This window comes from Pseudomonas atagonensis (assembly GCF_011369485.1).
Taxonomy (GTDB): domain Bacteria; phylum Pseudomonadota; class Gammaproteobacteria; order Pseudomonadales; family Pseudomonadaceae; genus Aquipseudomonas; species Aquipseudomonas atagonensis.
Genome location: NZ_VXCA01000015.1, coordinates 13342 through 35028 on the forward strand (window position 1 = coordinate 13342; position 21687 = coordinate 35028).

Sequence of the window (21687 nt, forward strand, 5' to 3'; positions counted from 1 at the left end):
CACAGGTTTCCTGTTTTGACTACAGGTTCGGGATATGAAAAATAGATACGTAAACGCGACACAGAAACGTCGCGTATCGGTTAGTTCGCCCTCTAACAGTGCGTTTGCAAGCCAAATTCGTTAGGCTAACAGCCATTTTTGCGTCCGCCGCCCACAAGGTGGCAACGCGCTAAACGGGTCAGTCCCATACGGATCGACAGCATTTCCCTAACCCCACAGGGAAATCCCTCCTAAATTCCGATTCAGTAGTGTGGTTTCCTTAATGAAAGTTTTGAAAGGTCAGGACATCCTGGCACTTGGTTTTATGACATTTGCCCTGTTCGTCGGGGCTGGCAACATCATCTTCCCGCCTATCGTCGGTTTGCAGGCCGGACCTCACGTCTGGATGGCGGCGCTGGGCTTTCTGATCACCGCGGTCGGTCTGCCGGTGATCACTGTCGTCGCACTGGCCAAGGTCGGTGGGGCGATGGACGCACTGAGCAGCCCGATCGGCAAGATCGCCGGCGGCATTCTGGCGGCCGCGTGCTACCTGGCGGTCGGCCCGTTGTTCGCTACCCCGCGCACCGCGACCGTGTCCTTTGAAGTTGGTTTGGCGCCACTGACCGGCGAAAGCCCACTCGCGCTGTTCCTCTACAGCTCGGTGTACTTCCTGCTGGTGTTCTTCATCTCGCTTTATCCAGGCCGTTTGCTGGATACCGTCGGGCGTTTCCTCGCGCCGCTGAAGATCATTGCCCTGGCGGTACTGGGCATCGCGGCATTTGCCCTGCCGGCCGGTGACATTGGTCATGGCACGCCGGAATACGTGGCTGCACCGTTTTCCCAAGGTTTCATCAATGGTTACCTGACCATGGATACCCTGGGCGCGCTGGTGTTCGGTATCGTCATCGTCAACGCGATCCGCTCCCGCGGCGTCGAGTCGCCTGCACTGATCACCCGTTACGCGATCATTGCCGGGCTGATTGCCGGCGTCGGTCTGGCGCTGGTGTATGTCAGCCTGTTCCGCCTCGGTTCCGGCAGTCATGAAGTCGCTGTCGGTGCCACCAATGGCGCGGCGGTGCTGCACGCTTACGTGCAACACACCTTCGGTTCGCTGGGCAGCGGGTTCCTGGCGGTGCTGATCTCGTTGGCCTGTCTGGTAACGGCGGTCGGTCTGACCTGCGCCTGTGCCGAGTACTTCAGCCGTGTGGTGCCACTGTCTTACAAGACACTGGTCATCATCCTCGCCGCGTTCTCGCTGCTGGTGTCCAACCTGGGCCTGACCAAGCTGATTGCGTTCTCCATTCCTGTGCTGACGGCGATCTACCCGCCGTGCATCGTGCTGGTGGCGCTGAGCTTCTGCAAAGACTTCTGGCATGAACATGCGCGCATTCTCGGCCCGGTGATGCTGGTGTCGTTCCTGTTCGGCACCATCGATGCGCTGAAAGGCGCCGGTCTGGCTGACTGGATGCCGACGCAGCTTTCGCACCTGCCGCTGAGCGAGCAGGGTCTGGCCTGGCTGGTGCCGTGTGTGATGACGCTGGTGGTCGCGGTGGTTTGCGATCGTCTGCTGGGCAAGCGCAGCGAAGTCATTGCCTGATGTTGGTTGACCCGCCACAAGCGGGTCTTCAACGCTTAAACAGAAATGCCCCGTATCAATCGATACGGGGCATTTTTTATGGGTGTCAGGCAGTGTCTTTTTTCCTGAGCTAACGTCGAAGCACTGCACAGATTTTATCTGGGCCAGCTTCCATCCATCACAGGGACCCGCATGTCGTTCATCCAAGCCAACCTGATTCACCTGCTCGCCGCACTCTGGTTTGTCATCTGTTGGGGCGGTTACACCCGCTACGCCAGCTGGAAGGCGCGCGACACCGCGTGTCTGGCCAGTGTATTGCACCTGTATCGCGAAGACTGGATGCGCCGCATGTTGCTGCGCGACAACCGCATCGCCGACGCCAGTGTGATCGGCAACCTGGAGCGCAACGCCTCGTTCTTCGCCTCGAGCACCTTGATCATCCTTGCCGGTATTCTCACCGTGTTGGGTGCTTCCGAGCGGGCGGTGTCATTGCTGGCGGATATTCCGATGGTGCAACAGGCCTCCCAGGGGATGTCCGAAATCAAGTTGCTGTGCCTGGCGCTGGTGTTCGTCTATGCGTTCTTTACGTTCAGTTGGTGCATGCGTCAGTACAACTTTGCCGCCGTTCTGGTGGGGTCGGCGCCGATGGTCGGTGAGCGGCATGTGTCGGAGCAGGAGCGCAAGGCGTTTGCCTCTCGGGCGGCCCGGGTCATTTCCATGGCGGCCAACCAGTTCAACTTCGGCCTGCGTTCCTATTATTTCGGCATGACCATGCTGGCGTGGTTCGTCAGCCCGTGGCTGTTCATGCTGATGAGTGCCGGCGTGGTGTTGGTACTGTACCGCCGCGAGTTTCATTCCGACGTTCTCGACGTAATGGTCTATACCCCTACAGAGGCGCCCATCCCCGAGGCGAACAAAGAGGCCGCTTGATGAGTATTCCGTTCTGGTGTGTGTTTATCAGTGCACTGTTGATCTATATCGCGCGCCTGCCGGTGGGCAAGGCCATGAAAGAGCAGGGCGGTTACAACAACCACTTGCCACGCCAACAGCAGGCGCAACTCACCGGTTATGGGGCGAGGGCGCTGGCGGCACACCAGAACAGTATTGAAGCGTTCATCTTGTTTGCCGTCGGTGTGCTGATGGCGCATACCACGCAGACCCAGGGATGGTTGATCGATGCATTGGCGATCATTTTTGTTATCGCGCGAATCATCTACTTATGGTTCTACCTGGCGGATCTACCCAAGCTGCGCAGTCTGGTCTGGCTGGTTGGCTTAGTGTGTTCGTTGTTGCTGATGATTAGTCCGACTTTTAGAACAGTTTTGCTCTAACAAGGCATTACCGAAAAATGACAGGCAAAAGAAAACCCGCACTTGGCGGGTTTCTTTTTTTGCGTACCAGAAGCGAATTATTGCTTCTTGGCAGCTTCTTCTTGTGCAGCCTGGTTCGATTCAGCCTGAGCTTTGGCAGCTTCGGCGTTTTCTTTCGCGGCGTCGTTCACTTTATCCTGAGCTTTATTCATGTCTTGCTGAGCTTGTTCAGCATGTTGGTTGGCATCTTGAGCTTTGTCCTCGGATTTTTTATCGCAGGCAGCGAGACCGAGGGAAGCGGTCAACATCAAGGCAATAGCTAAAGTCTTACGCATGGGGTGTTTCTCCTTATGGAAAATAACTACTGGCCTTAAGAGCTTGGCCCTGAGGGTTAAGTTCCTCATTTCTTTCAGATATATAAGTTTGTTTTTATACGGAACTTTTGCCGTGTTTCTCACTACTGGCAAAAGGCTCTAACGAGAGTAATTATCGAATGGCTGAAAACCCCGTTTTTGAGCGTGCGACGCGATTTCTTTCGGCGTTGCGCCACTGTCAGGTGTTGGGTCTGAAGGTGCTCAGCGCCTCCAGCGAAGGGCTCACTGTGATCCTGCCGTACAGCCCGAAAATTGTCGGTAATCCGCAAACGGGCGTTATTCACGGCGGGGCGATCACTTCATTGATGGACACCGCGTGTGGCATGTCGACGCTGTGCGTGCTGCCGGAGTTCGAGGTCTGTCCGACACTCGATCTGCGCATCGATTACATGCACGCCGCCGAGCCCAATAAAGATGTCTACGGCTTCGCCCAGTGCTATCGGGTCACGACCGATGTGATCTTCGCCCGGGGTTTTGCCTATCAGGACGATCCCGAGCAGCCGATTGCCCACGTCGTTGGCACGTTCATGCGCATGGGCAAGGGTCTCAAAGGCACCAAAGGCTTTGGCGGCGCGATCAAGGGAGAAGGTCAATGAGCAATGATCTCAAGGAGCAGTTGAATAAAGCTCACGCTCAGGGCGACTACGCACCGCTGTTGAAATTGATCCCTTACGCAGGTCTCATCGGCATTGAATGTTCGCGGGTCGGCGATGAGTTGCTGTTCAAGCTGCCGGCGAACAAGGACAACATTGGTAACCCTTTACTGCCAGCCATCCATGGCGGGGTAATTGCCGGGTTCATGGAACTGGCCGCCGCCCTGCATTTGTTGATCTTCACTGAAGCGCCGGGTGTGCCGAAAATCATCGACTTCTCCCTCGACTACCTGCGCGCCGGGCAATTTCGCGACACTTGGGCCAAGTGTCAGGTCTGCCGGCAGGGGCGGCGCGTGGCGAACGTGGCGGTCACGGCCTGGCAAAGCACCGAAAGCGAACCGATTGCCACCGCCCGCGCGCACTTCAAAATTGAAGAGCCCTTGAAATCCTGAACACTGCCCCAAACTCAGATGACAACCCGCCGCCGACGATTCGGGTCGCGGCCAATGCCATCTGATTGGAGTTTGATGACCATGAGTGTGGAAACTCAAAAGGAAACCCTGGGCTTCCAGACCGAGGTGAAGCAACTGCTGCACCTCATGATCCATTCGCTGTATTCCAACAAGGAAATCTTCCTTCGCGAATTGATCTCGAACGCCTCTGACGCTGTCGACAAGCTGCGCTTCGAAGCCCTGGCCAAGCCTGAGTTGCTCGAAGGTGGCGCTGATCTGAAAATCCGTGTGAGCTTCGACAAGGACGCCAAGACCGTCACTCTCGAAGACAACGGCATCGGCATGAACCGCGACGATGTGATTACCCACCTGGGGACCATCGCCAAGTCCGGCACCGCTGATTTCATGAAAAACCTGTCCGGCGATCAGAAGAAGGATTCGCACCTGATCGGTCAGTTCGGCGTAGGTTTCTACTCCGCCTTCATCGTTGCCGACAAAGTTGACGTATACAGCCGTCGCGCCGGTACTGCGGCCAGCGAAGGCGTACACTGGTCGTCGAAAGGCGAGGGCGAATTCGAAGTCGCCACCATCGAGAAACCAGAGCGTGGCACTCGCATCGTGCTGCACCTGAAATCCGGTGAAGACGAGTTCGCTGATGGCTGGCGTCTGCGCAACATCATCAAGAAGTACTCCGACCACATCGCCTTGCCAATCGAGCTGCCAAAAGAAGTCACGGCTGCCGAGGGCGAAGAGAAGCCTGCCGTTGAATGGGAAACCGTCAACCGCGCCAGCGCCTTGTGGACCCGTCCGCGCACTGAGGTGAAGGACGAGGAATACCAGGAGTTCTACAAACACATCGCTCACGACTTTGAAAATCCGCTGGCCTGGAGCCACAACAAAGTCGAAGGCAAGCTCGAATACAGCTCGCTGTTGTACGTGCCGGCCCGCGCACCGTTTGACCTGTACCAGCGTGAAGCGCCGAAAGGCTTGAAGCTGTACGTGCAACGCGTGTTCGTCATGGATCAGGCCGAGTCGTTCCTGCCGCTGTATCTGCGCTTCATCAAGGGCGTGGTCGATTCCAACGACCTGTCGCTGAACGTGTCGCGCGAGATCCTGCAGAAAGACCCGATCATCGATTCGATGAAAACCGCGCTGACCAAGCGTGTGCTCGACATGCTGGAAAAACTGGCGAAGAACGAGCCTGAGCAATACAAAGGCTTCTGGAAAAACTTCGGTCAGGTCATGAAAGAAGGCCCGGCAGAAGATTTCGCCAACAAGGAAAAAATTGCCGGTCTGCTGCGTTTCGCATCGACCAATGGCGACGACGGCGAGCAGATCGTCGCTCTGGCTGACTATCTGGCACGCGCCAAGGAAGGTCAGGACAAGATCTACTACCTCACCGGCGAAACCTACGCGCAGGTCAAGAACAGCCCGCACCTTGAAGTCTTCCGCAAGAAAGGCATCGAAGTGCTGCTGCTGACCGACCGTATCGACGAGTGGCTGATGAGCTACCTCAGCGAATTCGACGGCAAGACTTTCGTTGACGTGGCACGCGGTGACCTCGATCTGGGCAACCTGGACTCGGAAGAGGACAAGAAGGTTGCAGAAGAAGTCGCCAAGTCCAAAGAAGGTCTGGTCGAGCGTCTGAAAACTGCGCTGGGCGACTCTGTGGCTGAAGTCCGCGTATCGCATCGTCTGACCGATTCGCCGGCCATCCTGGCCATTGGCGAGCAGGATCTGGGTCTGCAAATGCGTCAGATCCTTGAAGCCAGCGGCCAGAAAGTGCCTGACTCGAAGCCGATCTTCGAATTCAACCCGAGCCACCCGCTGATCGAGAAACTCGACGGCGAGCAGAGCGAAGAGCGTTTTGGCGACCTGTCGCACATCCTCTTCGATCAGGCCGCGCTGGCGGCCGGCGATAGCTTGAAAGACCCGGCCGCGTATGTGCGCCGACTGAACAAGCTGCTGGTTGAACTGTCGGTTTAATCAAGTTGGAGAAAAACCCGCTTCGGCGGGTTTTTTCATTCTGGTGTTTAACCAATCAGGAGTCAGAAATGAGCCAAGTCACAGTACGTTCCGTGATCTATCAGATCGACGGCCAGCCGTATGAAGGTCGTCTGGCGTTCGATGCCGAGCACAAAGACGCGCGCCCGGGTTTGTTGATGGCGCCGAACTGGATGGGCGTCAGCGCCGGCGCTGAAGAGATCGCCAAGTCGGTGGCGGCCAAGGGCTATGTGGTGTTGATTGCCGACGTGTACGGCCAGTCCGTGCGCCCGCAGAACGCCGATCAGGCTGGCGCGGCGATGATGCCACTGAAGGACGACCGTGCACTGCTGCGCAAGCGCATGCAGGCCGCGTTCGAGCAGTTGCAGAAGCAGGGTGAAGCAGTGGTCGACACGTCGAAACTGGCGGTGTTCGGTTTCTGCTTCGGCGGCTGCTGTGCGCTGGATCTGGCACGCACTGGCGCGGCTGTTAAAGCGGCGGTGTCGTTCCACGGCACTCTGGATTCGCCGAATCCTGTGGATGCGAAAAACATCAAAGGCTCGGTGCTGGTGCTGCACGGCGCTTCCGATCCGTTGGTGCCGAAAGAGCAGTTGCCGGCATTTGAAGACGAGATGAACGCCGCGAACGTGGATTGGCAGTTGCTGAGCTACGGCGGTGCGGTGCATTCGTTTACCGATCCGCACGCCAATGTGCCGGGCAAGATGATGTACGACGAGAAGACCGCCAGGCGCGCATTCAAGTCGATGCATGATTTGCTGGATGAAGTGTTCAAGGGCTGAAGCCTGAGGAGCAAATGCTTTAACAGCAAGAGCCCCTCACCCTAACCCTCTCCCGAAGGGAGAGGGGACTGATTGGGGCATATTTGAGATCTACGCCGACCTGAACTTGCATTGTTGAATCCATAATCGACTCGGTGTTTCAGGTCGATGTATCACGCAAGACACCTCGGTCAGCTCCCTCTCCCTTCGGGAGAGGGCTGGGGTGAGGGCAGGCGGTTTAACGCGGTAATTCAATCCGCTCAACTTCCCCCGGCACCGTCGGCCAGTCCCCGGCCGCCCATTTGCGCCGTGCCTCATCAATCGCCGCCGGATCGCTCGCAACAAAATTCCAGTTGATCCGCCGAGGCCCGTCCAGCGGCGCGCCGCCGAATATCACGGCATGCACATCGCTGTCGGCAAACAGACTCATCTCTTCCCCGGCCGGCAACACCACCAGCGCGTGCGGCTCAATCGTTTCGCCATTCAACTGCGCATCTCCGCTCAGCACATACACTGCGCGTTCCTCGTGTTCGCCGGGGATCAGCAGCGTGGTCGCGGTTTGCATCTTCACTTCCGCATACAGCGTAGGAGAAAGCACCGGTACCGGTGATTCCAGGCAAAAGCCTGACCCGGCGATCATGCGAATCTGCACGCCGAGGTTGTCGCTGACCGGCAAGGTCGCGGCCGGATGATGGCTGTAATGCCCCGGGCCTTGTTCGTGATCCTTGGGCGAGGCCAGCCAGATCTGCAGGCCGTGCATCGTGAAAGGCTGGTTCCACAGCGGCTCAGGCGTGCGCTCAACGTGAGCAATGCCGCTGCCCGCAGTCATCCAGCTGACATCGCCCGCACTGACCACCTGATCGGAGCCGAGGCTGTCCTTGTGCTGGATCTGCCCTGCAAACAAATACGTAAGGGTCGACAGACCGATGTGCGGATGCTGTCGGATGTTCATGCCCTTGCCCGTCGGATAAACCGTCTCGAGCATGTGATCAAAAAATACGAAAGGCCCGACGCTGCGGCATTTGGCTGACGGTAGCGGACGCAGGATCGGCTGGCCTTCGACGTCTTCGGCGCGCGGGCGGATGATCAGGGGTGGCGTGTCCATGGTGCATTCCAGGCTGAGCGGGTGATGCCAGAAGCATAACCCGCCGCTGGCGCTGTGGTGATTACTGGCTGTCAAAGCCTTGTGGGGCGTGGGTTTCGATGGTCACTTCGCTGGTGGTCATCAGCTTGTGGATCGGACAACGGTCGGCCACTCGCAGCAATTCTTCGCGCTGGGCGTCGGTGAGCACACCTTTGAGAGTGAGGGTGACGTGCAGGGCGTATTTGCCTTTCTGCTCTTCGCTGTTGTCGCGTTTCACTTCGACGCCCACGCCGGTCAGCGGGATGTCTTTCTTCTTCGCGTACATCTTCAAGGTCAAGGCCTTGCACGCACCGAGCGCGGCGTCGAAATAGTCGTGCGGCTCAGGTGCCGAGCCTTCGCCACCGGCAGATTTCGGTACGTCGGCAAACAGTTCGTGGTCATCAATCTGTACGGTGTGACGAAAACCTTCAGCGGAGACGGTATTGACGGTAACAGTCATGGGAACCTCGCAAGCAGTAGGAAAAAGTCGTTCGATCAAAAAAGACCTTGCAGTTATAGAGCATTCCCACCGGTGCGCGTTCCACTTTCCTGCGGGATGAACCCTTGTTGTCGGATCGGGGTCTAGGCTATGCCCACCTGCCGGAGATTACTTGTGTCCTTGTTTCGTTTGAGTCTTGCCTGCCTGTTGGTATTTGCCGGTGCGGCCAGTGCGCGGGAATACACCTACAGCGATGCGCACCTGCACTATGTGGATTTCTTTCAGGAAACCGCCGGGATGGAGAAACTGCTGACGGCCATGAAGGAAAATTCCGTCGAGCACGTGATGATCTCCGGCATCCCCGTGGCGAAAAAATGGCACGAGGACGAGCCGAAGCGTCCTCGTTACTACGCCGGCGATGACGCCGATGCCTATTGGTACAGCGCCACCGACGTGATCGTCGCCGAAGCGGTGCAGAAACTGACGCCTGAGCAGCGTCCGTACTTTCATCCGTTCCTCTCGGGTTTCAATCCCAACGACAAGAACTCCGCCGCGCACATCCAGCGCATGCTCGATCTGTATCCGGGGTTGTGGCAGGGGATTGGGGAGGTGTTCACTCGCCATGATGACCTGACGGCGCTGACCGCCGGTGACACGCCGCGGGCCAACAACGAGGCGATGACCAGGGTCTATCACCTGGCGGCGGAAAATGATCTGCCGGTGATGCTGCACTCCAACATCACCTCCAAGCGTGAGAAAAATCCGTTGTATCTGCGGGAAGTCGAAGAGCCGCTGCGTAATCATCCGCACACGCGATTCATTTGGGCGCATGCCGGCACCAGTGCTGAAATCCATCGGCATCAGACCCAGCTGAAATTCCTTCTGCCAACGCTGACGCGCATGCTTGAGGCGTATCCCAACCTGTTTATCGACTTGTCGTGGAGCATGTTGACGCCGTATCTGCTCGACGAGCAGGGCAAACCGCGCGCCGAATGGCTGGCACTGGTCGAGAAATACCCGGAGCGCTTCATGCTGGGCTCCGACGTGGTCGGACGTTTCAACAAACTGGGTCAGGAGATGCGCAGCTTCCAGCCTTTCCTTGATGCACTGCCACAAGACATTGCAGAAAAAGTCGCCAAAGATAACTTCCTGGCGATCTTGCCGCGAACGGTGCCAAAGTCCGGGAAAACCGCGCTGAATCGTTAATGCCGAGTGTTCGAAGTATTAAGGCCTTTTGATATCACCTTTTCGTCTTACGCAAATTTGCGAAGGGCCGATACCTTCTTAAGCAACCAGCTGCAGGGTTGATGCAGCGCTTTTGGAAGGAACCAGAGCAATGAGTATCCGCAGTCTCAATATTGCCCCGCGTGCAGGTCTCGGTTTCGGCGTGTTGGCGCTCATGGTGTTTGCCTTGGGGGCGTTCGCCCTGCTGCAAATGTCGAACATGCGCGCGCAGTCCGAGGAGGTCGATAACAATTGGCTGCCCAGCGTGATGGCGGTGGGCGAGATGAGTCAGGACATGTTGCGCCTGCGCGCACTGACCATGCGCCTGTTGCTCAATCGCGATCCGCAGGCGCTGGAGCAGAATGTCGCCAAACTCAACGACCTGCGCGGCGTGCTCAGTGAAGCCCAGCAACGATATGACGTGCTGATCGTGCTGCCCGAAGAGCGCAAGCTGTTTGATCGCTTCAAAGTTGCCGAGCATCAGTATCTGGAGTTTCAAGCGCAGGTCATGCAGCTGTCCGCGCAGAATCGAGTCGAGGAGGCTGCGAGCATTCTCAACACGCAAATGAGTCCCTTGGCCGACGATATGGCGGTGACCCTGCGGGATCTGGTGGAACTCAACAAGCACAACGCCAACCTCGCCACCGAGGCGGCGCGTCTGGTGTTTATCAAATCGCGGGTGTGGGTCGGGGTGATGATCGGCATTACCGCGCTGATCACCATCGGTCTGGCGTTGATGCTGACACGCAGTATCGTGCTGCCGCTGGCGCAGTCACTGGGCGTGGCGGAAGTCGTGGCGGGCGGCGATCTGACCGGCGACATCAGTATTTCTGGCAAGGACGAACCGGCGCGGCTGCTGCACGCGCTGAAAAACATGCAGCACAACCTGCGCGACACTATCCGCCAGATCTCCGAGTCTTCCAGTCAGCTGGCTTCAGCTTCGGAAGAACTGAGTTGCGTCACGGAAGACGCCACGCGAGGCTTGCATCAGCAGAGTCTGGAAATTGAGCAAGCGGCCACGGCGGTCAACCAGATGACCGCTGCGGTGGAAGAAGTGGCCAGCAATGCGGTGGCGACCTCTGAAGCTTCGCGTGAATCCGACCGCATCGCCCAGCATGGTCGCGAGCAGGTGCATCAAACGGTGTTGTCCATCGAATCGCTGGCCGATGATGTGACGGCCAACGCGAGTCAGGTGGAGGATCTGGCGCAGAAGGTCTACAGCATCAGCAAGGTTCTGGAGGTGATTCGTTCGATTGCCGAGCAGACCAATCTGTTGGCGCTCAACGCGGCGATTGAGGCGGCCCGGGCCGGGGATGCCGGGCGTGGTTTTGCCGTGGTGGCCGATGAGGTGCGGGCCTTGGCCCATCGCACCCAGCAATCGACCCAGGAAATCGAGCAGATGATTGGCGGCATTCAGCAGGGCACTGATTCGGCAGTCAGTTCGATGCAGCAAAGTAACGCCCGGGCTCGCTCGACGCTGGAACTGGCAAAAAATGCGGGCGTGGCATTGGAGGAGATCGCCTCGGCGTTCACCCTGATCAACGAGCGCAACCTGGTGATCGCCAGTGCTTCGGAAGAGCAGGCGGCCGTGGCGCGGGAGGTGGATCGCAACCTGATGAATATCCGTGATCTGGCGATGCAGACATCGGCGGGGGCAAACCAGACCAGTGCGGCGAGTCAGGAGCTGTCGCGGCTGGCGGTGGATTTGAACAATATGGTGGCCAGGTTCTCGGTTTGATCCGGTTATTGATCACTCTGCGAAACCCTGTGGGAGCGGGCTGTGTCGCTATGAAAAACGCAGGCAATAAAAAGCCCCGCATTTGCGGGGCTTTTCGTTGGATCAGCTGCCTTTGACTGCCTTGCCGTTGACCGTGCCGTCCTGGAGCATGATGTTGTACTCCTTGCCGTCGGTTTCAACCTGTTGCAGGCGAACCAGCAGGTAATCCCAATCCTTGGCGAACCAGAGGACGGTGATGCGCTTGCTTTGTGTCGGGTCGCGTACGCGCTCGACCTTGATTGCGTCGATCTTGCCAGCCTTGGTCTCGACTTTTTCCGAGCCCAAAACGCGGAAGTCGTAGGTATCGACTTCGCCGTCATCGACCACTTGATAGCTCATGGTCTTCTTGCCGGCCGCCACGTCATGCTGCAGTGCCAGTTGATAGGTCGACTTGTCGACCATGCCACGGTTCAGCGGGATTTTCACCGCGTCGCCACGGTCGGTGCCGGTGACCATTTTGCTGTTCCAGTCGAAATCCAGATCAGCTTTCTTGGCTTTGCCCAGACCACCACGTTCGAAGTGGTAGGACTGCGGCAGCAAGGTGTCCTTGTCCAGGGTCAGGGTGCTTTCTTCACTCAGGCTGGCGATCATCATCGAGGCCTTGAAGCTGAGTTTCCAGACGCCGTTCGCTTCCTTGGTCAGGCTGCGTTCAGCGGTACCGCTCATGGGCAACTGCTTCCAGTCGGCGGTGTAGCTGGCGGAGAACGGTTGAAGGTCTGCCGCCTGCGCGAAAGGCAGGGCGAGCAGTGCGCAAGCGAAGAGCAGGGCGCGACGCATAATATCTCCTAGTGTCGAATCAAGTGGCCGCTGGCCGCGAGTAACTGGCCATCCAGTAAAGCACCTTGCTCACCGAGTGCCAGTCGCCCTTCGGCAAACCAGCGTACCGCCATCGGATAGATCAGGTGTTCCTGAACATGCACTCGCTGCGCCAGACTCTGCGGCGTGTCGTGCAACTCTACCGGTAATACTGCCTGTACGACCAGTGGTCCGCCATCGAGTTCCTCGGTGACGAAGTGCACGGAGCAGCCGTGTTCCGTGTCGCCGGCCTCCAGCGCGCGCTGATGAGTGTGTAACCCTTTGTATTTGGGCAGCAGCGACGGATGGATATTCAGCAGGCGACCCTGATAGTGGCGAACGAAATCAGCGCTGAGAATGCGCATGAAGCCGGCCAGTACCACGAGTCTGGGATTGAATTCGTCGATCAGTTCGATCAGAGCAGCATCGAAGGCCTCGCGACCTTCGAATGCCTTGTGATCCAGCGAGCGGGTGGCGATACCCGCGTCACTGGCGCGTTGCAGGCCGTAGGCGTCGGCGCGGTTGGAAATCACCGCAGCGATGCGAACCGGGCTGTCGCCGGTCCGCGTGCTGTCGATCAAGGCCTGCAAGTTACTGCCGGTGCCGGACAACAGCACCACGACATCACAGGTTGCGGACATTAATGAGCCTTAAGGTTTTTCAGCTCGACCTGAGCAGCGCCTTCAGCGGCTACGGCGATCTGACCGATGACCCAAGGTTGTTCGCCAGCGTCACGCAGGGTGTTCAGGGCAACTTCAACGTGCTCCTGAGCCACACAGATGACCATGCCGACGCCGCAGTTCAGGACGCGGTGCATTTCGGTCTCGTCAACATTGCCTTGCTCTTGCAGCCAGTCGAAGACGGCCGGGCGAGTCCAGCTGGCCACGTCAACCACGGCCTGAGCGCCTTTTGGCAGAACGCGCGGGATGTTGTCGAGCAGGCCGCCACCGGTGATGTGGGCCATGGCTTTGACGGCGCCGGTGTCTTTGATCAGCTTGAGCAACGGCTTCACGTAGATACGGGTCGGGGCCATCAGCAGGTCGGTCAGCGGTTTGCCGTCGAGCTGGATGGTTTCGATGTCGGCACCGGACACTTCGATGATCTTGCGGATCAGCGAGTAGCCGTTGGAGTGCGGGCCGGACGATGGCAGCGCGATCAGCGCATCACCGGTGGCGACTTTCGAGCCGTCGATGATTTCGGCTTTTTCCACGACGCCGACGCAGAAGCCGGCCAGGTCGTAGTCTTCGCCTTCGTACATGCCTGGCATTTCAGCGGTTTCGCCGCCGACCAGCGAGCAGCCGGACAGTTCGCAACCGGCGCCGATGCCGGTAACAACCTGTGCAGCGGTGTCGACGTTGAGTTTGCCGGTGGCGTAGTAGTCGAGGAAGAACAGTGGCTCGGCGCCGCAAACGACCAGGTCGTTCACGCACATCGCAACCAGGTCGATACCGATGCTGTCGTGTTTGTTCAGGTTCAGTGCCAGACGCAGCTTGGTGCCGACGCCGTCGGTGCCGGACACCAGCACTGGCTGCTTGTAGCCGGCCGGGATTTCGCAGAGGGCGCCGAAACCGCCCAGGCCGCCCATGACTTCCGGGCGCGCAGTGCGCTTGGCGACGCTCTTGATGCGTTCGACCAATGCTTCACCGGCGTCGATGTCTACACCGGCGTCCTTGTAGCTCAGGGAGGGTTGCTTGCTCATGATCCAGGCCTTTAGGGGAGGGGATTCAGGGGTAACGACCGAGTTCAGCGGGAACATCGAAATCGAGAGGGCGATGGCCTCACGCGAGTTTCGAGGTGCCCGGCTGTTGCCGGTCTGCGAAGGCGCGCGATTTTATCAGGCTTGAGGGGCAGCGGCCATCCTCGCACCGACGGGCAGGGCCATATCGGCGGAAATTTTTTGCAATTGAGGCGCTGGGCTGCCTGTATAAGGTGTGGCAATTAACCGTCTATCGTTATCACTGTGCAAAAACTTACCGCCGCCGTGTGAATGTTTTGCAACGGCCGAGGGTCACAGCCTTGCTTAACCGGTTCACGCGGCCTGTTCCAGCCGCTCCTGTCGACGGGAATTTTCCATGCGTTTTTGTAAATTGTTGTTTGTGGGCTGTTTGTCTGTGGTCAGCCTGGCGAGTCATGCCGAAAACCTCAAAGGCCTTTATCAAGTGCGTGAACCGGTCAACGGCCAGGCACCGGAAGAGCGTGATCGCGCCACTCAGGCGGCGCTCGATACGCTGGTGCTGCGCCTGACCGGTGATCCCAAAGCCCCGCAGAACCCGGGGCTGGCGGCGATTCGCAAGGATCCGCAGCAGATCATCAGCCAGTTCGGTTTTGATGCCGGGCCGCCGGAAGTGCTGAAGGTCGATTTCGACCCGAGTACCACCGAGCAGGCTCTGCGCCGCGCCGGGTTGTCCTTGTGGGGCGCCAGTCGGCCGTCGATTCTGAGTTGGTGGCTGAACGATTCAACCGAAGGCTCGAGTCTGGTCGGTGACGGTCAGGCGTCTGCCGCACCACTTCGTGCAGCGGCTCAACATCGCGGACTGCCGCTGCGTTTGCCGCTGGCAGACCTGAGCGAGCAACTGGTCGCGACGGCCCCGGCGCTGGAAGGCACGGACCCGGCACCATTGCGCGGTGCTTCCGAGCGTTACAACGCTGATGCTTTGCTGGCTGTGCATGCGCGCGAAGAGGGCGGGCAGTGGCAAGCCAAGTGGCATTTATGGCTAGGCGATCAAAAAGAGGCTGGCAGCGTACAGGGCGCCGATCAGGCTGCCGTGGCTGACGCAGTGATGCTGGCGGTGGCCGAGCGTCTGGCGCCGCGTTTTGTCGCCAAGCCCGGGGCGTCGGGGCAGCAGGCCCTGGAGGTGCAGGGCATGAATCTTGAGCACTACGCCACGCTGTTGCGGTTACTCGAACCGTTTGGCGTGCGTCTGCAAAGTGTTGAAGGTGATCGCATTGTGTATCGGGTCAATGGCAGCGCCGATCAGATGCGTGCGCAGTTGTCGCTGGCGAAGTTGCAGGAGTTGCCCGCCGAAGCGCCGGCTCCGGCGGCAGCGCCGCAGTCAGCAGTGGCCGGTGCAGCACCTGTTGCAGCGCCCGTCCCGGCACCGGCAGCACCGTCGTTGCGGTTTCGCTGGTAAGTCTTTCCTTATATAGAAGCATCAGGAGTGGTACATGGCCGATACGCGGCGTTGGTTCTGGCTCGGTGGGGTAGTCCTGCTTTGCGCGTTTGTATGGTTGCTGCATCCGATCCTCACGCCGTTTCTGGTGGCGCTGCTGCTGGCGTATCTGTTCGATCCACTGGTGGATCGTCTGGAGCGGCTCGGCCTGTCCAGAACCTGGGGCGTGATCGCGGTGTTTGCCCTGTTCACCCTGATCGTCACGGCACTGTTGCTGGTGTTGGTGCCGATGCTCGCCAAACAGTTGCTGCGCCTGTACGAACTGGCGCCGCAGATGCTCGACTGGTTGCAGCACACGGCACTGCCGTGGGCGCAGGCGAAACTTGGCTTGGCGGATGGTTTCTGGAAATTCGACAAGGTCAAAGCGGCCATCAGCGAGCACATGGGCCAGACCACCGACATTGTCAGTGTGGTGCTCAGTCAGGCGACTGCGTCGAGCCTGGCGCTGATCGGCTGGCTGGCCAATCTGGTGCTGATCCCGGTCGTGAGTTTCTACCTGCTGCGCGATTGGGACGTGATGATGGCGAAGATCCGCAGCCTGCTGCCGCGTGACCGTGAAGCAACCATCGTGTCGCTGGCTGGCGAATGCCATGAGGTGCTCGGGGCGTTTGTCCGCGGTCAGTTGCTGGTGATGGTGGCGTTGGGGGTGATTTACGCAGCGGGCCTGATGATCGTCGGTCTGGAGCTGGGTCTGTTGATCGGCTTGATCGCCGGGTTGGCGGCGATCGTGCCGTACATGGGCTTTGTGATTGGCATCGGTGCGGCGCTGATCGCCGGGCTGTTCCAGTTCGGCGGGGACCTTTACCCGATGATCGGGATTGTCGCGGTGTTCATGGTCGGGCAAGCGCTGGAAGGCATGGTGCTCACGCCATTGCTGGTCGGGGACCGGATCGGTCTGCACCCGGTGGCGGTGATATTTGCGATTCTGGCCGGTGGCGAACTGTTCGGGTTCACCGGTGTGTTGCTGGCACTGCCGGTGGCGGCGGTGATCATGGTGCTGGTGCGGCATGTACACGACTTGTACAAGGACTCCGACATTTATAGCGGGGCGGACGAGCCCGAGTTGTAATGGTATCAAGGGGTGCCCGGCGAATCGCCGGGTTGGCCCGTGTCATGCAGGGTTTGGCGTCAGAGAATCTGTCATAAAACCAGTGTGTTAACGCAAACCTTTGATTTGGCTGGACTCTGTCGCATTGTGCGCTCAGCTTCACGGGTATAAACTTCGCAAACTTTACACAGAGGCCACTAACGGTTCCTTGGGAACTGTTCAGTCAGCATGAAACCGATTCAGCTGCCCCTAGGTGTGCGTCTGCGTGACGACGCCACCTTCATCAACTACTACCCAGGCGCCAATGCCGCTGCACTCGGCTATGTCGAGCGCCTATGCGAAGCCGACGCCGGCTGGACAGAAAGCCTGATCTACCTGTGGGGCAAGCACGGCGTAGGGCGCACGCATCTGTTGCAGGCAGCGTGTCTGCGTTTCGAGCAGATGGGGGAGCCGGCGGTGTATCTGCCGTTGGCCGAGTTGATGGATCGCGGTATCGAAATTCTCGACAACCTCGAGCAGTACGAACTGGTCTGCCTTGATGACTTGCAGGTGATTGCCGGCAAGCCTGACTGGGAAGAGGCGATGTTTCATCTGTTCAACCGTCTGCGTGACAGCGGTCGGCGTCTGCTGATCGCCGCTTCAACCTCACCGCGTGAACTGCCGGTCAAACTGGCGGACTTGAAATCGCGCCTGACCCTGGCGCTGATTTTTCAGATGCGCCCACTTTCCGATGAAGACAAATTGCGTGCCCTGCAATTGCGCGCATCGCGTCGCGGTCTGCACCTGACTGATGAAGTCGGGCATTTTATTCTGACTCGCGGCACTCGCAGCATGAGTGCGTTGTTCGACTTGCTCGAACAGCTCGATCAGGCCTCGTTGCAGGCGCAACGCAAGCTCACCATTCCCTTTCTCAAAGAAACCCTCGGCTGGTAGCCATCCCTTTGGTTCTGCGGCTTTCAGCGAGTTTCGGCAGATTTCAGGCGCCAGAAAAACCGCTTTCCTGCAGGGTGTGCAGGCCGCGTAATCGTTCAAATGGGCTTAAGCGCTTAGATGTAAACGAGAAACCGAGAAGTCACAAAAAGATCGATTGAATTTGCAAATGAGGCTGATAGCGGGCATAGTCTCGGCTTCTTTACAACTATCAGCCACGGTCGTGCCCATGCTAAAGCGCTTCGCACCCCTCGTGCCTCTCGCACTCGTCACCCTGTTGTACGGTTGCGCTGCTCATTCTCCAGTCCAAGAGCAGCCTCAACAGGTCAAAAATTCTGCCACCGCCCAGTCTTCCGTTATTTATCAGGAAGAGTTGGACACCGAAAAAGAACTCTCGGATTTCAACAAGAAGCCTTACGAGCTTCCTGTTCTGGCCGACAGCATCCTCGAACGCGGCATGTCCCTGATCGGTACCCGTTACCGTTTCGGCGGTACTTCTGAAGCCGGTTTCGACTGCAGCGGCTTCATCGGCTACCTGTTCCGCAAAGAAGCCGGCATGAATCTGCCACGCTCCACCCGCGAAATGATCAACGTGGACGCGCCGCTGGTATCGCGCAGCAATCTCGAGCCGGGCGATCTGCTGTTCTTCGCCACCAACGGTCGTCGCGGTCGTGTCAGCCACGCCGGAATCTACCTGGGCGACAACCAGTTCATCCACTCCAGCAGCCGTCGCAGTGGCGGTGTCCGCATCGACAGCCTGGGTGACAGCTACTGGAGCAAGACCTTCATCGAAGCCAAGCGCGCTCTCGCCATGGCGCCGACCGTGGTCACCGCCCGCAAGTAATTCCCCTGTTGTCGCCACGTCCGAGGCGGCGACAACGGCTCCCGGCAACGGAGTAGACTTAGACTTTACAAGGTGAAGTTAAAGTCTTACTTGAAGTTTGCCGCGTAGCCGCTAGAATCCTGAATCTATATTGATGGCAAACCGCCTGCGTGCTGCGCAGGCGGTTTTGTTTTCTGTCCATCCGGCAGAGAAAGCCGCAGCCAGATCAGGATGTTCTGCTTATGACCATGTCGGCCCGCCTCGCATTGATGTTCTTCGCAGCGCTGCTCAGCGCCTGTGCCAGCCGTACTCCGCCGCCTGCGCCTGTGGTTCGCGCGCCGGTAGTATTCGGACCTTCCCAAGCTTTTTCACCTGCTGCTGAAGACGTGCTGTTCCGCGCGCTCGGTCTGGTTGGCACGCCTTATCGCTGGGGCGGCAACACGCCGGATTCGGGTTTTGATTGCAGCGGCCTGATCGGCTTTGTCTACCGTGATGCGGCGGGCATTTCCTTGCCGCGCTCCACACGCGAAATGATCGTCATGCAGGCGCCGAATGTCGGTAAGGAAGGCTTGCAGACCGGCGACCTGATTTTCTTCGCCACCAACGGCGGCTCGCAGGTCAGTCATGCGGGGATTTACGTCGGAGAAGGGCGCTTCGTACATGCACCGGCCACTGGCGGCACGGTGAAACTCGACAGCCTGTCGAAGGCGTATTGGCAGAAGGCTTATCTGAGTGCCAAGCGGGTGCTGCAGCCGGAGCATCTGGCGCATAACCCGTAATTCAAATTGCTCGCCATCCAATGTAGGAGTGAGCCTGCTCGCGATAACGGTTGATCAATCAACATTGATGTTGAATGTGACACCGTCATCGCGAGCAGGCTCACTCCTACAGTTGTTTTGTGCCAGGCAACAAGTTATTTACTGGCAGACACTCGCCACACCTTGTTCCCGACATCATCGGCCACCAGCAATCCACCCTGCTGGTCGATCACCACGCCCACCGGGCGACCCATGGCGTTTTCGTCCTTGTCGAGGAAGCCGGTCAGCACGTCCACCGGTTTACCGCTCGGCTTGCCCGCCGCAAACGGTACGAAAATCACTTTATAGCCACTGTGCGGTTTACGGTTCCATGAACCGTGCTGGCCGATGAAGGCGCCGTCCTTGAACTGTGCCGGCAACGTGTTGCCTTCGGCGAACGTCAAACCCAGCGAGGCGGTATGCGGGCCAACCGCATAGTCCGGGGCGATGGCTTTGGCCACGAGATCCGGATTTTGTGGCGAAACACGCACATCGACATGCTGCCCGTAGTAACTGAACGGCCAGCCATAGAAGCCGCCATCCTTGACCGAGGTGATGTAGTCGGGCACCAGATCGCTGCCGATTTCGTCACGCTCGTTGACCGCCGTCCACAACGCGCCACTGGTGGGTTCCCAGGCCAGGCCGTTTGGATTGCGAATGCCCGAGGCGAAGATCCGGTGATTGCCGGTCGCGCGATCCACTTCCCAGATCGCTGCACGACCTTCCTCTTTGTCCAGACCGTTTTCACCGACGTTGCTGTTCGAGCCGACAGTGACGTAGAGCTTGCTACCGTCCTTGCTGGCGATAACGTTCTTGGTCCAGTGGTGGTTCAGCGTGCCGCCCGGCAGGTCGGCCACTTTGATCGGCTGCGTTTTGATCTCGGTCGCGCCGGCCTCGTAATGGAAGCGCAGCAGGCGATCGGTGTCGGCGACGTACAGGTCGTTGCCGACCAGGGTCATGCCAAAGGGTGAATTGAGATTCTGCAAAAACACTGTTCGCGTTTCGGCCACACCGTCGTGGTCAGCGTCGCGCAGCAAGGTGATGCGATTCGGGCTCGGTACACCGGCGCCAGCCTTGCCCATGACTTTTTTCATCACCCAGCCACGAATGCCGCTGCTGTCGTCAGGTTTGGGCGGCGCATTGGTTTCTGCCACCAGCACGTCGCCGTTTGGCAGCACATAGAGCCAGCGCGGGTGATCGAGGCCTTCGGCAAATGCCGCCACCTGAGTGCCGGCGGCAGCGGTCGGTTTGCCGCCCTCGGGCCAGCCAATCGCCGGGGCAATGTTCACCGTGGGGATCAGGGTTTTGTTCGGTTCGGGCAACTTGGGCGACGGACCGGTGCCGTCGATGACTTGCAGGCTGGAGGATTCGCCGCAGGCAGTGAGTCCTCCGGCGAGGGCGATGACTAAAACGAACGGGGGCTTGCGCATTGCTGATCTTCCCTATGAATGCATTCTTAATCATAGAGGAGGGCGCAAGCCCGATGGTTCAACTGCTCAGCCGCGAGCTTCCTTGAACAGCACGGCGATGCCCGGATGGTAGTTGCCGGCCTCGCTGCGCAACTTGCGGTAGGCATAAGGGAAATACCAGGCTACGGCGCAGGTGTGTTCCTTTTGCAGGTCGTCGACCATGTCCTGGAGTTCTTCGGGGGTGGCGCTGTGCTGGGCTTTCTGCGGCGCGACAAACAGGCAGCCCAGCTTGAGATCGCTGGCGTAGCTGATGCGTTTGGCGTCGCTGGTGATGTCCAGCAAGGCCTGGGTCAGATTGAGGTTGTTGACCCGTGGCCAGCGTTGCGTGGCCTGAATGAACGCGCGATCTTCACTGCCGGCCAGAAACAGATCGGCGCGGGCGTTGCGCTCGCCTTCCTCATTTTGTTTGCGTGTGGGCGTGTCGTTGAGGGTTACCAGTTCGGCCATCCATGCTGCGGCCGAGAGCAATCCGAGATTGGCTTTCTCGTCATGCCAGTAAGGCGTGTCGCTGTCACCGCGCACGGCGTTGTAGCGGTCGATACAGTCAAACCAGCGTTCTAGCACCGGGCGCAGGAATTCCAGGCGCGGATTGCTGATGATCATGCCTTGCATCGTAATCATCCTTATTGTTGTGATGGCTTTTTCGAGAAAAGCATGGCTCTTTGATATCACTTGTTTCAGCATGGCACAAGATTGGCGCCAGTTAATTGATCGGCGGCAGTTATTCACCCGTTGACCCCCTCTTTAATTGACGCTCCACCCCCAACCCTCTAACCTTCGCGGCTTGTTTCAGGTGCTCTGTGACCTGCGTCGACAGAGTGAAACAGGGAAGCCGGTGAGGGTTGTCTTCAAGCGAAGATTCACCACGATCCCGGCGCTGCCCCCGCAACGGTAAATGAGTAAAAGCTGCGCCTTGAGCCACTGCTTCGACACAAGCGGGAAGGCGCGCAGCCAGGCGATTCGCCGCTCATGAGCCCGGAGACCGGCCTGATCCATCCAGCGGCATCACGGTGGGCGATGCCAGGCTTTTTGCCGTCTATTCTTGT

The 21687-nt window shown here is 58.7% G+C and carries 22 protein-coding genes, 1 pseudogene and 1 riboswitch; of the genes and pseudogenes, 15 read left to right on the top strand and 8 right to left on the bottom strand.

Annotated features, from left to right (window positions below; all coding sequences use genetic code 11):
• Window positions 1–262: 262 nt before the first annotated feature.
• The 3 genes from brnQ to F2P67_RS10990 all read left to right on the top strand — a co-directional run bounded on the left by brnQ (window position 263) and on the right by F2P67_RS10990 (window position 2886).
• Window positions 263–1576 (top strand): branched-chain amino acid transport system II carrier protein, encoded by a 1314-nt coding sequence (gene brnQ, locus F2P67_RS10980; RefSeq protein ID WP_166220222.1) that lies wholly within the window; start codon window positions 263–265, stop codon window positions 1574–1576.
• A gap of 171 nt (window positions 1577–1747) precedes the next feature.
• The gene (locus F2P67_RS10985; protein WP_166220224.1) at window positions 1748–2485 is read left to right on the top strand and encodes a DUF599 domain-containing protein; all 738 of its coding nucleotides are present in this window, start codon (window positions 1748–1750) and stop codon (window positions 2483–2485) included.
• Complete coding sequence (locus F2P67_RS10990; RefSeq protein ID WP_166220226.1) at window positions 2485–2886, top strand: MAPEG family protein; 402 nt, start codon at window positions 2485–2487, stop codon at window positions 2884–2886. The genes F2P67_RS10985 and F2P67_RS10990 overlap by 1 nt, the downstream gene beginning before the upstream one ends.
• A gap of 77 nt (window positions 2887–2963) precedes the next feature.
• On the opposite strand, the gene F2P67_RS10995 is transcribed toward F2P67_RS10990, so the two are convergent.
• Complete coding sequence (locus tag F2P67_RS10995) at window positions 2964–3200, bottom strand: hypothetical protein (RefSeq protein WP_007962865.1); 237 nt, start codon at window positions 3198–3200, stop codon at window positions 2964–2966.
• Window positions 3201–3358: 158 nt separating this feature from the next.
• Between F2P67_RS10995 and F2P67_RS11000 the strand changes: the two genes are divergently transcribed.
• The 4 genes from F2P67_RS11000 to F2P67_RS11015 all read left to right on the top strand — a co-directional run bounded on the left by F2P67_RS11000 (window position 3359) and on the right by F2P67_RS11015 (window position 7067).
• Entirely contained in the window at window positions 3359–3835 is a 477-nt protein-coding gene (locus F2P67_RS11000) for a PaaI family thioesterase (RefSeq protein ID WP_166220228.1), read from the top strand.
• Complete coding sequence (locus F2P67_RS11005; RefSeq protein ID WP_166220230.1) at window positions 3832–4284, top strand: PaaI family thioesterase; 453 nt, start codon at window positions 3832–3834, stop codon at window positions 4282–4284. Before F2P67_RS11000 ends, F2P67_RS11005 begins: the two co-directional genes overlap by 4 nt.
• Window positions 4285–4365: 81 nt before the next feature.
• Window positions 4366–6270: a molecular chaperone HtpG gene (gene htpG / locus F2P67_RS11010; RefSeq protein WP_166220232.1), complete on the top strand. Its 1905-nt coding sequence runs from the start codon at window positions 4366–4368 to the stop codon at window positions 6268–6270.
• A gap of 68 nt (window positions 6271–6338) precedes the next feature.
• On the top strand, window positions 6339–7067 hold the full coding sequence (locus F2P67_RS11015; protein WP_166220234.1) for a dienelactone hydrolase family protein: 729 nt from the start codon (window positions 6339–6341) through the stop codon (window positions 7065–7067).
• 217 nt (window positions 7068–7284) lie between these two features.
• Here the strand turns inward: F2P67_RS11015 and F2P67_RS11020 are convergent, their stop codons facing one another.
• Both F2P67_RS11020 and F2P67_RS11025 read right to left on the bottom strand, forming a co-directional pair.
• Window positions 7285–8151: a pirin family protein gene (locus tag F2P67_RS11020; RefSeq protein WP_166220236.1), complete on the bottom strand. Its 867-nt coding sequence runs from the start codon at window positions 8149–8151 to the stop codon at window positions 7285–7287.
• Between the two features lie 61 nt (window positions 8152–8212).
• On the bottom strand, window positions 8213–8629 hold the full coding sequence (locus tag F2P67_RS11025) for an OsmC family protein (protein ID WP_103306606.1): 417 nt from the start codon (window positions 8627–8629) through the stop codon (window positions 8213–8215).
• A 129-nt stretch (window positions 8630–8758) separates the two neighbouring features.
• Here F2P67_RS11025 and F2P67_RS11030 point away from each other — a divergent pair, with 129 nt between their 5' ends.
• The 3 genes and pseudogenes from F2P67_RS11030 (at window position 8759) to F2P67_RS28085 (ending at window position 11570) form a co-directional block, all read left to right on the top strand.
• Window positions 8759–9814 carry an amidohydrolase family protein gene (locus F2P67_RS11030; protein ID WP_166220238.1) on the top strand — a complete coding sequence of 352 codons (1056 nt, stop codon included), beginning with the start codon at window positions 8759–8761 and terminating at the stop codon, window positions 9812–9814.
• A 130-nt stretch (window positions 9815–9944) separates the two neighbouring features.
• A pseudogene (locus F2P67_RS28080) lies at window positions 9945–10715 on the top strand (MCP four helix bundle domain-containing protein); the annotation flags it as partial.
• Entirely contained in the window at window positions 10707–11570 is an 864-nt protein-coding gene (locus tag F2P67_RS28085; RefSeq protein WP_425511021.1) for a methyl-accepting chemotaxis protein, read from the top strand. The pseudogene F2P67_RS28080 and the gene F2P67_RS28085, both read left to right, overlap by 9 nt.
• Window positions 11571–11672: 102 nt before the next feature.
• Here the strand turns inward: F2P67_RS28085 and F2P67_RS11040 are convergent, their stop codons facing one another.
• The 3 genes from F2P67_RS11040 to purM are packed head-to-tail and all read right to left on the bottom strand — an operon-like array spanning window position 11673 to window position 14103.
• Entirely contained in the window at window positions 11673–12386 is a 714-nt protein-coding gene (locus F2P67_RS11040) for a DUF3108 domain-containing protein (protein ID WP_166220242.1), read from the bottom strand.
• An 8-nt stretch (window positions 12387–12394) separates the two neighbouring features.
• Window positions 12395–13045, bottom strand: coding sequence for a phosphoribosylglycinamide formyltransferase (gene purN / locus F2P67_RS11045; RefSeq protein WP_166220244.1), 651 nt, complete (start codon window positions 13043–13045; stop codon window positions 12395–12397).
• Complete coding sequence (purM, locus tag F2P67_RS11050; protein ID WP_103306611.1) at window positions 13045–14103, bottom strand: phosphoribosylformylglycinamidine cyclo-ligase; 1059 nt, start codon at window positions 14101–14103, stop codon at window positions 13045–13047. The genes purN and purM overlap by 1 nt, the downstream gene beginning before the upstream one ends.
• A 373-nt stretch (window positions 14104–14476) precedes the next feature.
• Between purM and F2P67_RS11055 the strand changes: the two genes are divergently transcribed.
• The 5 genes from F2P67_RS11055 (at window position 14477) to F2P67_RS11075 (ending at window position 19154) form a co-directional block, all read left to right on the top strand.
• The gene (locus F2P67_RS11055) at window positions 14477–15535 is read left to right on the top strand and encodes a DUF2066 domain-containing protein (protein WP_166220246.1); all 1059 of its coding nucleotides are present in this window, start codon (window positions 14477–14479) and stop codon (window positions 15533–15535) included.
• Between the two features lie 34 nt (window positions 15536–15569).
• Window positions 15570–16643, top strand: coding sequence for an AI-2E family transporter (locus F2P67_RS11060; protein ID WP_166220248.1), 1074 nt, complete (start codon window positions 15570–15572; stop codon window positions 16641–16643).
• Window positions 16644–16850: 207 nt separating this feature from the next.
• A complete protein-coding gene (gene hda, locus F2P67_RS11065) occupies window positions 16851–17555 on the top strand; it encodes a DnaA regulatory inactivator Hda (protein ID WP_025111852.1) in 705 nt (234 codons plus the stop codon).
• Window positions 17556–17781: 226 nt separating this feature from the next.
• Complete coding sequence (locus F2P67_RS11070) at window positions 17782–18396, top strand: C40 family peptidase (RefSeq protein WP_166220250.1); 615 nt, start codon at window positions 17782–17784, stop codon at window positions 18394–18396.
• 221 nt (window positions 18397–18617) lie between these two features.
• Window positions 18618–19154, top strand: coding sequence for a C40 family peptidase (locus F2P67_RS11075; RefSeq protein ID WP_064117348.1), 537 nt, complete (start codon window positions 18618–18620; stop codon window positions 19152–19154).
• A gap of 134 nt (window positions 19155–19288) precedes the next feature.
• Here F2P67_RS11075 and F2P67_RS11080 read toward each other — a convergent pair whose 3' ends face one another.
• Window positions 19289–20602 carry a PQQ-dependent sugar dehydrogenase gene (locus F2P67_RS11080; protein WP_166220252.1) on the bottom strand — a complete coding sequence of 438 codons (1314 nt, stop codon included), beginning with the start codon at window positions 20600–20602 and terminating at the stop codon, window positions 19289–19291.
• A gap of 66 nt (window positions 20603–20668) precedes the next feature.
• Window positions 20669–21253: a hypothetical protein gene (locus F2P67_RS11085; RefSeq protein WP_166220254.1), complete on the bottom strand. Its 585-nt coding sequence runs from the start codon at window positions 21251–21253 to the stop codon at window positions 20669–20671.
• Between the two features lie 162 nt (window positions 21254–21415).
• A riboswitch (cobalamin riboswitch) is annotated at window positions 21416–21646 on the top strand.
• The last annotated feature ends 41 nt before the right edge of the window (window positions 21647–21687 follow it).